We start from the raw sequence: 13,448 nt of genomic DNA, 5'->3' as shown, positions 1-13,448 counted from the left end.
CGCTTCGGGACATATCCCGCCGGAAGTCAGCAAGAGTGACAATCATTGTCGCTTTTTACCGCAATCACCCGCCCTGGAGGACCGGTCATGTCGCTCAGCATTATTTCCCCCAAGGTCAGCGGCTGGATACATACCTATGCCGCCGGGCAAGGCCAGGGCTGGCACTCTCATGAAGAGGGCCAGCTGATCTACGCCTGCCGGGGGGGCCTGCAGGTCTTTACGCGGGGGGAGTGCTGGATATCTCCGGCCCTGACGGCCGTCTGGCTGCCGGGCGGGCAGCCTCATAGCTGGTTATCCCTCACCGATGCGCCGGTGCTAAGCCTGTACATGTCGGGAGACAATCCGGCGTGGGAAAAACACGCGGCCGCGCGGCACATTTCGCCATTGCTGCATGCGTTGCTGATGCGGGTCATTGATGAGGGTAACGGTGATGTCCCGCCTCCGACGCTGCCGCTGATACGCAGCGAACTGGACCGCAGCCGGACCGGTGCCGCCGTCTGGCTGGCGCAGCCCGCCGACCACCGGCTGGCGGCTGTTTGCCGGTATCTGGACGAGCGTCCCGACGATGACCGTCCGTTGGCCTGGTGGAGTGAACATACCGGTATCGAGCCGCGCACGCTGGCCCGTCGTTTTGTGCGCCAAACCGGCCTGACCTTCGGCGACTGGCGGCGGCGGAATCGTCTACAGCAGGCCATACTGCGATTGGCGCAAGGCCTGCCGGTTAAACAGGCGGCCGCCGAGACGGGCTATATGAACGCCCGCAGTTTTAATACCATGTTCAAAAAAAACCTGGGTATTACTCCCGCCCGGTTTCTCTCCCGCCGGGACTAACCGACAACGGGAAAGCCTCTTTTTGCTTTCTCAACGGGGCTAACCGTCAAGCCGGAACACCACCGGTACGCGCACCCAGCCGGCAACCGGCTCACCGCCGCGTTTCGCCGGGATAAAGCGCCAGCGCTTCACCGCCTGCCGCGCCGCGTCGTCCAATGCATCGCTGCCGCTGCTTTGCGCGATGTTCACCTCGCCGGCGCCGCCGCCTACGGTCACCAGCACGTTAAGCATTACCGTGCCCTGCTGATGCGCCCGCCGCGCCAGGCGCGGATAGTCCGGCGGCGGATTATTGAGATAAGCCGCGTCGAATACCGGCTGAGTGACTGCCTGCGCCCTTGGGGTTTGATCCGGCACACGGCTTGCCGCCGCGGTTGCAGACTCTTTTACCGGCGCCGGGGGCGCCGGGGGTGCCGGAGCGGTTTTTTGCGGCGCCGGTTTGTGAAGCCGTTTTACGGGTTTGGCGGCAGTTTTACCCACCTCCACCGGCTTAGGCTGCGCAACCTGTTGCACAGGCGACGGCGGCTCCGGTTCAGTCGCCGGCGGCGCCTTCGGTTCCGCAGGCAACGGCGCGGGCTCTTTCACCGGCGGCGGCGGCGCCGGCATATCCCGGGCAAGGACAGGCGGCGGTACTTTTATCGGCGGGGCGGGTATCGGCGGGGCGGGCGCAACCGGTTCCGGCGCCAGGCTTATTTCCATCACCGGCTGCAAAGCCGGCGTCAGCAGCCGTGGCGGCGAGCTTCGCTGTCCCGCCACCGCCCATAACAACAGGCCGTGGGCCAATATCGCCAGCAGGACGTACCGGGGTTTACAAGGAAAACTCGCCATCCTCTTTCCTCCTAACCCCGCCCGCGGCGAAACAGTAACCATGCCAGCCACGGACCGCCCAACAGGGTAGCCATAAGCCCGGCGGGCAGCTGGCGCGGATAAAGCAGATTGCGCCCCATCCAGTCCGCCGTCGCCATGATAAGCCCGGCAATCATCGCCGCCGTCAGCAGCTGCGCCACCGGCCCCCTCGCGCCGAGCCGGCGGGCGATATGGGGCCCCAGCAGGCCGACGAAGGAAAGCGGTCCAACGATAAGCGTGGCGATACCGGTCATCAGCGCCGCCATCCCCAGCACCGACATCCGCGCCGCCGGCACGTTAACGCCCAGGGACGGCGCCGTTTCCCGCAGCGGCAGCAGGATAAGCCAGCGATAGAACAGAGGCGCAAGCAGCAGCAGCAGCACCGCGCTCGCCGCCGCGATAGCGGCCATCAACGGCGATACATAGTAGGTACTGCCGCTCATCAGCTGCATCAGCATATTGGCGGCGCGGCTGTTATTGACCATCACCACCGTGGCGACGGACTGGAAAAACGCGCTGATGGCCAGTCCGGTAAGCAGTACCCGCTCCGGATTGAACGCGCTGCGGCGATTTTGCAGCAGCGTCACCAGCAGCGTAACAAAGGCCCCCAGCGCGCTGCTCAGTATCAACAAAGGCAAACTGCCGCCCCCCGACAGCAGTAAAAATAGCGTGATACCTAACGACGCGCCGGCGCCGATACCCAGGATTTCCGGGCTGGCCAGCGGATTGCCGCTAAGGCGTTGAATCAGCACTCCCGCTCCCGCCAGCAGCACGCCGGCGCTCATCGCCGCCGCCAGGCGCGGCACTCGCCAGCGCCACAGGGCGGTGAACTCCTGCCAGCCGCTGAGATGCCAGCCGTGCAGGGCGTGGCCGAAGGATAAAGAAAGCGCGATGCCCGGCAACAGCAGCGCGCCGGCAATGACTATCGGCCGCCAGGATCCGGCCGGGGCGGCCGTCGCGGGCGGCGAGGAAGAAACCAATCCGGAGCGGACCTGGCTGACGCGGGGTAAAAACAGCAGCAGCAAGGGACCGCCGGCCAATGCCACCATCATGCCGGTGGGCAGCAGCATGCCGTTGAGCGCCGTCATATTGCCCACCGCCAGATCCGCCAGCCACAACAGGCCGGCGCCCATAAGCGGCGACCAGAAAAATTGCCGGTACAGCGTACGCGCGCCGCAGGCCGCCGCCAGATGGGGCGCCGCCAGCCCGATAAAGCCGAACACGCCCACGGCGCTTATCACCAGGCTGGACATCATCAGCGCACACAGCAGAGCCAGCCCGCGCACCAGGCCGGGAGAGCTGCCGAGCCCCCTGCCGATATCCTCGCGCAGGCTGAGCAGCATCAGCGGACGCAACAGCATCAGCAGCGGCAGCAGACACAGGAGCAGGCGCGGCAGCAGCCAGTCAAAGGTTGACCAATCCTGCTGGGCAAGCGTTCCGCCGCCCCAAATCATTACCGACAGCAGCGAACGGTCGTTAATGATGGTGAACAGCAGCGTCACGGCTCCGCCATATAAATTCACAATCAGCCCCGCCAGAATCAGCGCCATCGGCGACAGCCATTGTCGCGCTGACAGCATGAATACAGCCGCCAGCGCCAGCAGGGATCCCCCCAGCGCCGGCCACTCCCGGCCATAAAGCAGCCAGCCCGGCGCCAGCAGCGTGGTAAGGGTCAGGGCCAGCGATGCCCCGGACGCCACGCCCAGCGTCAGGGGTTCCGCCAGCGGGTTGCGTAGCGCCCGCTGCATCACCAGCCCGCAAAGCGCCAGCGTGGCGCCGCACAGCAGCGCCATGGCCTGGCGCGGCAGCCACATATCCCGCAGGATAATAGCGTGGGAATCGCTGCCCCGCAGCAATGCCGCAAAAGACGGCCACGGGAAGGGACACTGCCGGCAGGCCAGGATGATGGCGGCCAGAAACAGCGCCCCGCCCAGCCAGCGGGGCGAGCGCCGCCAGAAGAAATCATGCATGGCGCGCGCCCTCCGCCTGCAACAATCCCGCCGCCAGCGCTTCGGCGAAGCGAACGGCGCTTAACATCGCCCCCGTCGAAGAAAGGCCGGGTGGCAACGGCACGATATTGCCGGCCTGCGTCAGGGGCAGACTGCGCCATAACGGCGTATCCGCCGCCGGGGGTACGCCGGCGCTGTTTCCCAGCGAAACCAGCCGCGCATCCGCCGTAGCGGCAATCTGCTGGAGTTCCACCAGCGCCTCCCCCTGGCCGTTGCCGCCGCCGCGCCAGGCGTTCCGAAGTCCCAAACGGCGCGCAACCTCGTCGAACAAGCCGCCGGTGGTCTGGAGCTTCAAATGCAGTACGTCCACCACCGTGGCGATAAACACCGCCGTTCCCCGCAATGGCTCCAGCTGCGTTTGCGCCCGGGCCAGCCGCTGCGCCGCCTGCTCCAGCAACCGGTCCGCCGCCCCGTCCCGGCCGAATGCCCCGGCCATAAGCCTTGTGTCCCGTTCAATATTCGCCATCGGCCGGCTGCCCCAATTGCCTAAGGTCAGCAGCGGCGCGATACCGGTGAGCCCGTCCCGCAGCAGTGCGTGCGCGGGCGTGATAATGATGGCATCGAGGTTCAGCGCCTTGAGAGTCTCGAAGTTGGGCTGGAACAGCAGCCCGACATCCTGCACCTGCGGCGGCAGCACCGGTAAGGCGAACAGCCGGCGATACCAGTCCGGCGCCGACACGCCTACCGGGACAATCCCCAGCGACAGCGCCATTTCAGTCAGTCCCCAATCCAGTATCGCCACCCGCGGCGGCGAAACCCCGGGCGACGAATTCGGCAGAGCCATCTTATCCATGTCCGCATCCGGCCGCGGCCCCTCCGCCAGCGCGCGGGCGCTGAGAGGGGCCAGCATGGCCAATTGCAGAAAAGCGCGGCGGGACAGCATGCTTTGGCCTACCACTGATAGCTGAGGGTGGCTACATATTGACGCTTCAAACCGTAATAGCAGCCATTATCCTGACAGCTGGCCAGATAGGTTTTATTGGTCAGATTCTGCACGTTGAGCGCCAGTTGCCACTGCTGAAGGCGATAGCGCGCCATGGCGTCATACACCGTGGCGGCGGGCACCTTCATGGTATTGTCGGTGTTGGCGTAGCTGGTGCCGACATAACGCACGCCGCCCCCCACGGTAAAGCCATCGAATTTACCGGGCAGGTTGTACTCGCTCCAGAGCGTGGCGCTTTGACGGGCGATGCCCACCGGCGAATTGCCCTCAACGCCGTTGTTGGATTTGGTGACTTCCGGATCGGTCAGCGCATAGGACGCGGTAACCAGCCAGGACGGCGTCACGTTAACCTTACCCTCCAGCTCAATACCTTTAGAGCGGATTTCACCGGTCTGTACGCTAAAATTCGCATGATCGGGGTCCGCCGTGGCGACATTGGTCTGGCGCAGGTTATATACCGCGGCGGTAAACAATGCGTCCAAACCGTTCGGCTGGTATTTCAGGCCGGCTTCCGCCTGTTTGCCCTTGGTGGGTTTAAACGCGTTGCCATTGTAATCGGTGCCGCTGGTGGGCACAAACGAGGTGGAGTAGCTGACATAGGGGGCAAATCCGCTGTCGAAGTGATACAGCAGACCGGCCCTGCCGGTGGTGGCGTAGTCATTCTCCTCGCTGCGGCTCGCGGCCACCAGATTATGCGTTACGGTGTTTGCTTTATCATAACGTCCTCCCAGATTCAGCACCCACCGCTGCCATTTCGCCTGATCCTGCAGATAAAAACCGGTCTGGGACTGTGTTTGCTGGTTACGGTTGGTCACATCAGGCAGGTCTACCGGCGCGCTATAATCCGGATTGAGATAGTTAAGGTCCGAGGTGCTGCCGTAGCCGGAGTTCTGATGCAGGGAATCGTGCAGATAATCAACCCCCATCAATATCTTGTGTCCCACCGCGCCTGTGGAGACATTCGCCTCTGCCTGGTTATCCACGGTAAAGCTGTTCAGCGTCTCGTTGATATTCATGGTGGAGCGGTGCACCGCCGGCGCATCGGTGGCCGTACCGAAGGGATACACCATCTGATAATCGCTGGTACTGCTCACATAACGCAGGTTCTGCCGGAACGTCCAGACATCGTTGAACTCGTGTGAAAACTGATACCCCACGCTGGCCTGCTTGCGTTCGTAGCTGTCGGTCCCCGGCTGGCCGCCGTAGAAATGGTCGGAGATTTTACCGTTGGGGTTGCTCACCAGTGTGCCGTTAACCGGCAGCATGTTGAAAAAGCCGGAATCGGGATCGCGCCGCAGCTGCGCCAGCAGCGTCAGGCTGGTACGGTCGTTCGGTTGCCAGGTCAGGGACGGCGCAATGTCGTAGTGCTTATAGCGGGTGTGATCCACCTGGGTATCGGTCTGGAACAGCGTACCGGCGACCCGTCCCAGCCACTGTTTTTGGTCGTCCAGGGGACCGGACAGATCAAAACCGGTGCCGAACTGGTTATGATTGCCGCCGGTAAGATAGACCTCGTGCACCGGTTCTTCCGTGGGTTTTTTACTGGTGAGGTTAATCAAACCCCCCGGATTTACCTGGCCGTAAAGCACCGACGAAGGGCCTTTCACTACCTCGATGCGTTCCAACAGGTAGGGGTCCCATTGGGGCCGCGACCAATAGGACACCTGGGGCAGGCGCAAACCGTCCAGGTACTCGTCCGCCGCGAACCCCCGCAGCATAATGGTATCGAAACGGTAATCCGCCCCGCTGACCTCCGACTCGGCCCCCGCCAGGTAGCGCAGCGCCTGCGGAACGTTTCTCGCTCCCTGCGAGGCCATTTGCGCCTGGGTAATGACCGAAACGCTCTGGGCGGTTTCAATCAGAGGCGTGTTGGTTTTCGTCGCGCCGACGGCCTTATGGGCGACCACGTTATCCTCATCGCCGCCGCTGTCAGCCCCGGATACCGTCACCGCCGGCAGCGTTTGGGGCGTTTCCTGGGCGCCCATGGCGTGGCCTGCCATCCCGGCCCACAGCAGCAGCGCACCCTTTGCGGCCGTTTTTCTCTTGTTCATACCTTATCCCCGGAATCAAAAATCGCACTAAACGCCGTTTCCACAAAAATGTTTCAACCGCAAAGGGCCAATAGATAACGTTTCAGCCATCAACGCGGATAAAAATGATAATCATTTGCTTTTCAAAAAGCAGCAATGCTGCCAGTATAGGAAAGATATAAAGTGGAGAAATAGCGCAAATCAGACAGTAGTTGACGGTTATTTCCGTTATTGGCGGCGATTGCTGAAAAAGACAGTAGCGATAAATGAGAGGACCCGATGGAACCCACCTGGCGAAAGAAGTATGACACGGCGCAGCCCGAACGGTTAGAGAAAATGCGGTATGTTGAACTCGCCTATCGCCAGGGTGAACGCCAACACTGGCACGCACACGAACAGGGGCAACTGATATTTACCCTGAAGGGGGTGGTGCGCGTCCTTACCGAGCGCCATATCTGGACGCTGGCTCCCAGGCGCGCGCTCTGGCTGCCGGGGGGCATGCCCCATGAACTGCACGCCATCAACGACGTCACTACGCACAATATCTATCTGTTTCCGCCGCTGACGCGTGATTTCTGGTATGACGACGTTGCCCTGCAGGTCACGCCGCTGCTGTATGAACTGATTAAATCCTGGCATCAGGCCCAGCAGGCGGCGGAGCTCAATCGCGTAGAGATGAGCACCACCCTGCTGCTGGATGAGCTGCGCCGCTGCCCGCGCGCCACCGTCTGCATGGTGCCGCTGCCTAGGGATCGGCGGGTGCTCAGCGTGTGCGATACCCTGCTGGGGGAACCGGAAAACAACGACACGCTGGAAAACTGGGGCAACCGCGTCGGCGCCAGCGCCCGCACCCTGGCCCGGCTGTTCCGCGACGAAACCGGTATGGGCTTTTCCCAATGGCGCCAGCAGCTGCGCCTGGCGGAAGCCGTGACTCATCTGGCCCAGGGCCGTCCGATTAACCTGCTGGCCAATTCGCTGGGTTATCAGAGCCCCAGCGCGTTTATCGCCATGTTCAAAAAGACCCTGGGAGAAACTCCCCGGCGTTATTTGTCCTGTTGAAACATCCACCGGCCTTAACCAGGGGCCCAGCCGTTAGCATTGCGCCGGCGGCCCCTGGGCGTGAGGCTTAATCGTTTAAGAGATCTCGCCCTTATCCGTTGCCCTTTTTACATTTATTCTTTTAATTTCGATAATTCAAATAACCATGAAATCTACAAGTGATTAATGCCTTTCAGTAACACTCAGATACGTTATGAATAAAAATAACATGGGAATTACCGGCGAATTTTACCAAAGGTAAAAGAGCTAAGGTTTTTTACTCCACCTGCTAATAATTCACCTAAGAAGCGGATAAAATCGCGGCTTTTACTATACTGATAAAGTCCAGATCATTCTGGAAATAATATATTCTTGAGGAAAGATTTATTTGCCCAATTCAGATAATGAGATTGAGCTTACCAGACTATTCTTAAGAGATATTTTTATAAAGCTGAGCTAATTTAAATTATTCGACATTGACCAGCGATATTAACCTCGGCATCGCCTTACGATAATACGCACCATACCCTAAATAATTCGAGGTGCAGGGAGGCGACGACGCAGCGACCCCGAAGGGGCGAGGCTCATGGATGAGCCGAGTATTGCCAACGAACCTGCAACTTAAAGTATGACGGGTATATGTCAAGTCTCAGTTGCCAGAGAGGGGATTCATTATCAATAAATCAGCCTATCAAGCCGGAGTCCAAGACGCCGCGGCCCACGCCGCGCCGGCCCATGCCGTTTCAGCCCGGCCCGTCCATAGGGAGCCGAAGCCGGTTCATATCGACGGATTGCCGAAATCCGATGAATTAAGCCCGGCGGATCGCTACGGAGCACTGTTTGAGGCGGTGCAACTGTCACGCATTTTCCCGGACAGCAAGACGTTCGTTGACTGTGCGCCTAAAATCGACCCCGAGGAAATACTGGCGCGCTATCAACAGCGCTCTTCCGGTCCCGATTTCAGCCTCGCCGATTTTATCAATGAGTATTTTGCCCCGCCGCAAGCTCCGGTCAGTCATTATATTGCCGACCCGAAACAAAATATTCTCGAGCATATCGACGGCTTATGGGAAGTGCTAATCCGCCGGCCGGAAGACCATCCGGCCCAATCTTCGCTACTGCCGCTGCCGGAACCTTATGTGGTGCCGGGAGGACGTTTCGGCGAAATGTATTATTGGGACTCCTATTTTACCATGCTCGGTCTGTGCGCCAGCGGACGGGCGGATTTGCTGCGCAATATGGCGAATAATTTCGCGTACCTCATCGATCATTACGGCCATATTCCCAACGGAAACCGTACCTATTATCTCAGTCGATCCCAGCCGCCGGTATTCGCCTTGATGGTGGAGCTGTTCGAAAAAGAGGAATTACACTTCGCCGAACATTATCTGCCGCAGCTGCTGAAGGAGTATCACTATTGGATGGGGGAAGCCGATGCGCTTACCCCCGGAGAAGCCAAACGGCACGTGGTGAAATTGCCCGACGGCGCCGTGCTGAACCGCTACTGGGACGATCGCGATACGCCGCGGGACGAATCCTATCTCGAAGATGTGGAAACCGCGCGCAAATCTTCGCGTCCGGCCAATGAAATCTACCGGGAGCTGCGCGCCGGCGCCGCCTCCGGCTGGGACTACTCATCACGCTGGTTCGGCAATGCCGATGATATCAGCAGCATTCGCACGACGTCGATTCTGCCCATCGACCTCAATGCCTTTATGTTCAAGCTTGAAACGACCATCGCCGATCTGGCGAAAAACACCGGCGACCCGGCCACGGCGCGGCTGTTCAGCGACCGGGCAGCGCGCCGGCGCGATGCCGTCGACAGGCTGCTATGGGATAGCGAAAGCGGGACCTATCGCGATTACGACTGGGTTTTATCACGGCCTTGCGCCCTTTGCGCCGCCTGTGCCGTCCCCTTATTCGCCGGTATGGCCAGCCCGCGGCAGGCCAAGGCGGTGGCCAAGGCGCTGGCGGATCGGCTGCTGTTCGCCGGCGGCATCATGACCACCCTGTCGGCAAACGGCCAGCAGTGGGACAAACCCAACGGCTGGCCGCCGTTGCAATGGATGGCCATTCAAGGACTGCGCCGATATGGCGAAAACATCCTGGCGGACCAAATAGCCACCCGCTGGCTCAACACCGTAGGCGATCATTACCGGCAGCACTGCAAGCTGGTGGAAAAATACGATATTTCCGGCGCGGCGGGCTCGCGGGGCGGCGGCGGCGGTGAATATCCGCTCCAGGACGGCTTCGGCTGGACCAACGGCGTCGTCCGCATGCTATTGACGCTTTATGGAGATCATGAAACCAACCAGGCGCGGGCAAACGCCGCCCCATCCAATCAACGCGGGAGATTACTATGAGTCTTCAAGAATCGAGTCTTCAAGGACAAGTCGCCCTGGTGACCGGCAGCGCCCAGGGCATCGGTAAAGCCATCGCCGTGCGGCTGGCGCAAGAAGGCGCCGATATCATTATTGTCGACCGCGCCGATGATAATCGCGCTGAAGAGGTTCTGTCCGAAATCAAGGCATTGGGCCGCCGGGTGATTATCGACGCGGGAAATATTGCCGACGTGGCGGACAATAAACGCATCATCAGCGATAGCGTCGCGCAAATGGGACGGATCGATATTCTGGTGAACAATGCGGGCATAGAGCGCAGGGCGCCGTTTTTAGACATCACCGAAGAGGATTACAACGCGGTGCTCAACGTCGATCTCAAGGGAACCTTTTTTATTACCCAGGCGATGGTACAGCACCTGCGGGACACCAATCGTCCGGGGAGAATCATCAATATCAGCTCCGTGCATGAGGAGCTGCCGTTTCCCCACTTCAGCACCTACTGCGCCAGCAAAGGGGGACTCAAAATGCTGATGCGCAACCTGGCCATTGAATTGGCGCCCCACGGCATTACGGTAAACAATATCGCTCCCGGCGCCGTTGAAACCCCTATCAATACCAAGCTGCTCAACAGCCCCGAACTGCTCGCCGCGCTTATCGGCAATATCCCGCTGGGCCGTCTCGGCAAACCGGCAGATGTGGCCGGTATGGTGGCCTACCTTGCCGGGCCCGATTCCGCCTATGTCACCGGCGCGACCATGGTAATCGACGGCGGACTGCTGTGGAACTATTCGGAGCAATGATAAAAAATCATTTGTAGGGATAAATGAGGCCAAAAACAACAATCCCGCGGCGTTAGACGCCACGGGATTGAGAATATAGTGAAATTATTTGTATCAGTTTGACACGTTTTTACTCAGCGGTATTAACGTGATTTGCGTTACCCTGACTTACCGGATAAGTATGGGCATAGTCCTGGTAGTCACTCTGTGCGGCCATAGAAACTGCCGGTGCGACCATAGCTGCGATGAGTGCAAGTGCTGCGATTGTCTTTTTCATGATGTAAGTCCTGTGTTAATCGTTATGAGTGTGAAAGCTCTTCGCTTTCGATGAAGTAATATTAACGCTCATTAATAAAATAGTCCAGAAAATATTTTTGTTTAATACATTCAAAATAACTGAATGATAAGATCCGAGGTACTTTTCCCCAGCAATATCAATAAAAAAGCTAAAAGGAGACGAGAGAGCGACGGTAAAAATGAGGCAACATTAGGATTATTCTTGGCTCGGGAAATGAGTCCGTTACGGGCGGCCGTGGGGATAATGTATGAGGTCGTGGAAACGCACGGTATAACCGCTTTCGTTGCGGTAAGCATGCGGGCAATCCGCCACGAAGCGCAGTGCCTCACCGGCTATCAGCGTGCGGGTCACTCCGTCTACCGTCAGCGTCAGCTCGCCCTCAATCACGATCACATGCTCGATAACGCCCGCTTCATGCGGCGTAGATTCACTGTGTCCGCCCGGTTTTAGATCGATAACAAACATATCCATGCGAAGCGTGGCGTCGTAAGGAAACAGCGGCACGACGCGCATCCCGGACGTCTCGCTATTGAACGTGGTCAATACACCGTAGCGATGCAGCGCCGCGGATTGTGCGGGTGGCGTTTCAAGAAATTCCGAGAAAGAAACATTCAGGCCGCTGGCGATTTTCCACAGTGTCGCTACCGTCGGGCTGGATTCGCCGCGCTCAATTTGCCCCAGCATCGCTTTGCTGACACCGGTTTTTTCCGCCGTCTGGCTGAGGCTCCAGCCGCGTTCGCTGCGCACGGCCTTTAACTGGCTGCCAATGTGGCGGGTGATTTCCTGCATCCTGGCTCCTTTGACGATCGCGATTGTGCGCTATAACGCACGGTGCTATATTTGGCGCATCCTCTGTGCGCTATAACGCACTACAGCATACCGCTAGCGTCCGCTAACCAGAAGGATTTTCACGCATGTCACCGCGTTTCAATTTTCAGGATTTGACATTTTCGGCGTTGATCGCCGGATTTGTCGCCGTTTTAGTCGGTTATACCAGCTCTGCGGCGATCATCTTTCAAGCGGCTCAAGCGGCTGGTGCCAGCATGGCGCAGATTGGCGGCTGGCTGAGTATGCTTGGCCTGGGGATGGGCGTCACCAGCATCGGCTTATCGCTGTATTACCGCGCACCGGTGGTCACGGCATGGTCAACGCCCGGCGCGGCGCTACTGGTTACCAGCCTTCCCGGCACGTCGATCAACGAAGCCATTGGCGTCTTTGTGTTTGCCACCGGGCTGATTCTGCTGTGCGGAGTCACCGGCTTATTCGCCAAACTAATGCATTACATACCGCAGGCACTTTCGGCAGCCATGCTGGGCGGGATTTTGCTGCGTTTCGGGTTGGACGCCTTTACCTCACTGCAAAGTAATTTCGCGCTGGCGGGTTCGATGTGCCTGGTGTATCTGCTGGCGAAACGCGTCCTGCCTCGCTATGCGATTGTTCTCGCGCTGGCCGCCGGGCTGATTGTGGCCGGACTGCAGGGAGGTATCGCACCGCACGGCCAGACGCTAACGTTCGCCATTCCGGCGTTTGAGATGCCGCATTTCACTCTGTCCTCGATTCTTGGTATCGGTATTCCTTTCTTCGTGGTAACGATGGCATCGCAAAATGCGCCGGGTATCGCCGTGCTGAAAGCGCACGGCTATCAGCTGCCGGTTTCTCCCTTGATCACATGGACGGCGCTGACGGCGCTGATTCTTGCCCCGTTCGGCGGATTTACCGTCTGTATCGCTGCCATTACCGCCGCAATTTGTATGGGGGAGGACGTTCATCCCGATCCGCAAAAACGCTATATAGCTGCCGTCGCAGCCGGCGCTTTTTATCTGATTGCCGGTGTGTTTGGCGGTTCTATCGGCATGGTCCTTACCGCGCTGCCTGCCGCGCTGATCCATACCATCGCCGGGCTGGCGTTGCTCGGCACGATTGCCGGGAGTTTGTATCGTGCGCTGGAAAATGAGCGCCAGCGCGACTCGGCGATCATCACGTTTCTGATCACGGCTTCCGGTGTCACATTGTTGGGCGTAGGTTCGGCGTTTTGGGGGCTAATCGGCGGCGGCGTCACACATCTCATCCTCAGCCGGCAGGCGTGGAACAGGACATGACTCCCGGGCGGTGAAAGCTATATCAAAGGAGAACCCGACCGACAAAAAAAAACAGCGCGTCATGATAACGTGCTGTTTTCTTTTATCTTACCGGCCATGCCCGGGAAACAATCGGCATGGCCTTGGAGAAAATTGGTCGGTGAGAGAGGATTTGAACCTCCGACCCATACGTCCCGAACGTATTGCGCTACCAGGCTGCGCCACTCACCGAATGCGGGCGCATCTTACTGCGGCCG

Annotated in this window: 11 protein-coding genes and 1 tRNA gene; 5 read left to right on the top strand and 7 right to left on the bottom strand. The window is 59.3% G+C overall.

Translation table 11 applies throughout. The annotated features are described in order from the left end of the window. Window positions 1–87 precede the first annotated feature (87 nt). A complete protein-coding gene (locus ACL2XJ_RS08410) occupies window positions 88–831 on the top strand; it encodes an AraC family transcriptional regulator (RefSeq protein WP_413726212.1) in 744 nt (247 codons plus the stop codon). A gap of 39 nt (window positions 832–870) precedes the next feature. Here ACL2XJ_RS08410 and ACL2XJ_RS08405 read toward each other — a convergent pair whose 3' ends face one another. Genes ACL2XJ_RS08405 through ACL2XJ_RS08390 form a run of 4 tightly spaced genes read right to left on the bottom strand, consistent with a single transcriptional unit; the run spans window position 871 to window position 6,677 of the window. Next, window positions 871–1,656, bottom strand: coding sequence for an energy transducer TonB (locus tag ACL2XJ_RS08405; RefSeq protein WP_413726211.1), 786 nt, complete (start codon window positions 1,654–1,656; stop codon window positions 871–873). A gap of 11 nt (window positions 1,657–1,667) precedes the next feature. Continuing rightward, the gene (gene fhuB / locus ACL2XJ_RS08400) at window positions 1,668–3,644 is read right to left on the bottom strand and encodes a Fe(3+)-hydroxamate ABC transporter permease FhuB (protein WP_413726210.1); all 1,977 of its coding nucleotides are present in this window, start codon (window positions 3,642–3,644) and stop codon (window positions 1,668–1,670) included. Continuing rightward, on the bottom strand, window positions 3,637–4,566 hold the full coding sequence (locus ACL2XJ_RS08395; protein ID WP_413726209.1) for an ABC transporter substrate-binding protein: 930 nt from the start codon (window positions 4,564–4,566) through the stop codon (window positions 3,637–3,639). Before ACL2XJ_RS08395 ends, fhuB begins: the two co-directional genes overlap by 8 nt. Window positions 4,567–4,574: 8 nt before the next feature. Beyond that, complete coding sequence (locus tag ACL2XJ_RS08390; protein WP_413726208.1) at window positions 4,575–6,677, bottom strand: TonB-dependent siderophore receptor; 2,103 nt, start codon at window positions 6,675–6,677, stop codon at window positions 4,575–4,577. A 258-nt stretch (window positions 6,678–6,935) separates the two neighbouring features. Between ACL2XJ_RS08390 and ACL2XJ_RS08385 the strand changes: the two genes are divergently transcribed. From ACL2XJ_RS08385 to ACL2XJ_RS08375, 3 genes are all read left to right on the top strand, one after another. Further along, window positions 6,936–7,715: an AraC family transcriptional regulator gene (locus ACL2XJ_RS08385; protein ID WP_413726207.1), complete on the top strand. Its 780-nt coding sequence runs from the start codon at window positions 6,936–6,938 to the stop codon at window positions 7,713–7,715. Between the two features lie 632 nt (window positions 7,716–8,347). Beyond that, window positions 8,348–10,057, top strand: coding sequence for an alpha,alpha-trehalase TreF (treF, locus tag ACL2XJ_RS08380; RefSeq protein ID WP_413726206.1), 1,710 nt, complete (start codon window positions 8,348–8,350; stop codon window positions 10,055–10,057). Continuing rightward, the gene (locus ACL2XJ_RS08375) at window positions 10,054–10,836 is read left to right on the top strand and encodes an SDR family NAD(P)-dependent oxidoreductase (RefSeq protein WP_413726205.1); all 783 of its coding nucleotides are present in this window, start codon (window positions 10,054–10,056) and stop codon (window positions 10,834–10,836) included. The genes treF and ACL2XJ_RS08375 overlap by 4 nt, the downstream gene beginning before the upstream one ends. A gap of 109 nt (window positions 10,837–10,945) precedes the next feature. On the opposite strand, the gene ACL2XJ_RS08370 is transcribed toward ACL2XJ_RS08375, so the two are convergent. Together ACL2XJ_RS08370 and ACL2XJ_RS08365 are read right to left on the bottom strand one after the other, a co-directional pair. Then, window positions 10,946–11,092, bottom strand: a complete 147-nt coding sequence (locus tag ACL2XJ_RS08370) for a hypothetical protein (protein ID WP_165934190.1) — start codon at window positions 11,090–11,092, stop codon at window positions 10,946–10,948. A 243-nt stretch (window positions 11,093–11,335) separates the two neighbouring features. Beyond that, window positions 11,336–11,902 (bottom strand): helix-turn-helix domain-containing protein, encoded by a 567-nt coding sequence (locus ACL2XJ_RS08365; RefSeq protein ID WP_413726204.1) that lies wholly within the window; start codon window positions 11,900–11,902, stop codon window positions 11,336–11,338. Between the two features lie 125 nt (window positions 11,903–12,027). Here ACL2XJ_RS08365 and ACL2XJ_RS08360 point away from each other — a divergent pair, with 125 nt between their 5' ends. Further along, the gene (locus ACL2XJ_RS08360) at window positions 12,028–13,212 is read left to right on the top strand and encodes a benzoate/H(+) symporter BenE family transporter (RefSeq protein WP_413726203.1); all 1,185 of its coding nucleotides are present in this window, start codon (window positions 12,028–12,030) and stop codon (window positions 13,210–13,212) included. 133 nt (window positions 13,213–13,345) lie between these two features. Here the strand turns inward: ACL2XJ_RS08360 and ACL2XJ_RS08355 are convergent. After that, window positions 13,346–13,422 (bottom strand) — tRNA-Pro (locus ACL2XJ_RS08355). Between the last annotated feature and the right edge of the window lie 26 nt (window positions 13,423–13,448).

The sequence above is a fragment of the Sodalis sp. RH16 genome, assembly GCF_047324245.1.
GTDB lineage: Bacteria > Pseudomonadota > Gammaproteobacteria > Enterobacterales > Enterobacteriaceae > Acerihabitans > Acerihabitans ligni.
This window is presented reverse-complemented; position numbering and strand designations above follow the sequence as displayed.

Excerpts from the sequence above, each read along its gene's own strand:
- ACL2XJ_RS08410 (WP_413726212.1), top strand. The coding sequence starts at position 88 with ATGTCGCTCAGCATTATTTCCCCCAAGGTCAGCGGCTGGATACATACC.
- ACL2XJ_RS08405 (WP_413726211.1), bottom strand. The coding sequence starts at position 1,656 with ATGGCGAGTTTTCCTTGTAAACCCCGGTACGTCCTGCTGGCGATATTG.
- fhuB (WP_413726210.1), bottom strand. The coding sequence starts at position 3,644 with ATGCATGATTTCTTCTGGCGGCGCTCGCCCCGCTGGCTGGGCGGGGCG.
- ACL2XJ_RS08395 (WP_413726209.1), bottom strand. The coding sequence starts at position 4,566 with ATGCTGTCCCGCCGCGCTTTTCTGCAATTGGCCATGCTGGCCCCTCTC.
- ACL2XJ_RS08390 (WP_413726208.1), bottom strand. The coding sequence starts at position 6,677 with ATGAACAAGAGAAAAACGGCCGCAAAGGGTGCGCTGCTGCTGTGGGCC.
- ACL2XJ_RS08385 (WP_413726207.1), top strand. The coding sequence starts at position 6,936 with ATGGAACCCACCTGGCGAAAGAAGTATGACACGGCGCAGCCCGAACGG.
- ACL2XJ_RS08375 (WP_413726205.1), top strand. The coding sequence starts at position 10,054 with ATGAGTCTTCAAGAATCGAGTCTTCAAGGACAAGTCGCCCTGGTGACC.
- ACL2XJ_RS08370 (WP_165934190.1), bottom strand. The coding sequence starts at position 11,092 with ATGAAAAAGACAATCGCAGCACTTGCACTCATCGCAGCTATGGTCGCA.
- ACL2XJ_RS08365 (WP_413726204.1), bottom strand. The coding sequence starts at position 11,902 with ATGCAGGAAATCACCCGCCACATTGGCAGCCAGTTAAAGGCCGTGCGC.
- ACL2XJ_RS08360 (WP_413726203.1), top strand. The coding sequence starts at position 12,028 with ATGTCACCGCGTTTCAATTTTCAGGATTTGACATTTTCGGCGTTGATC.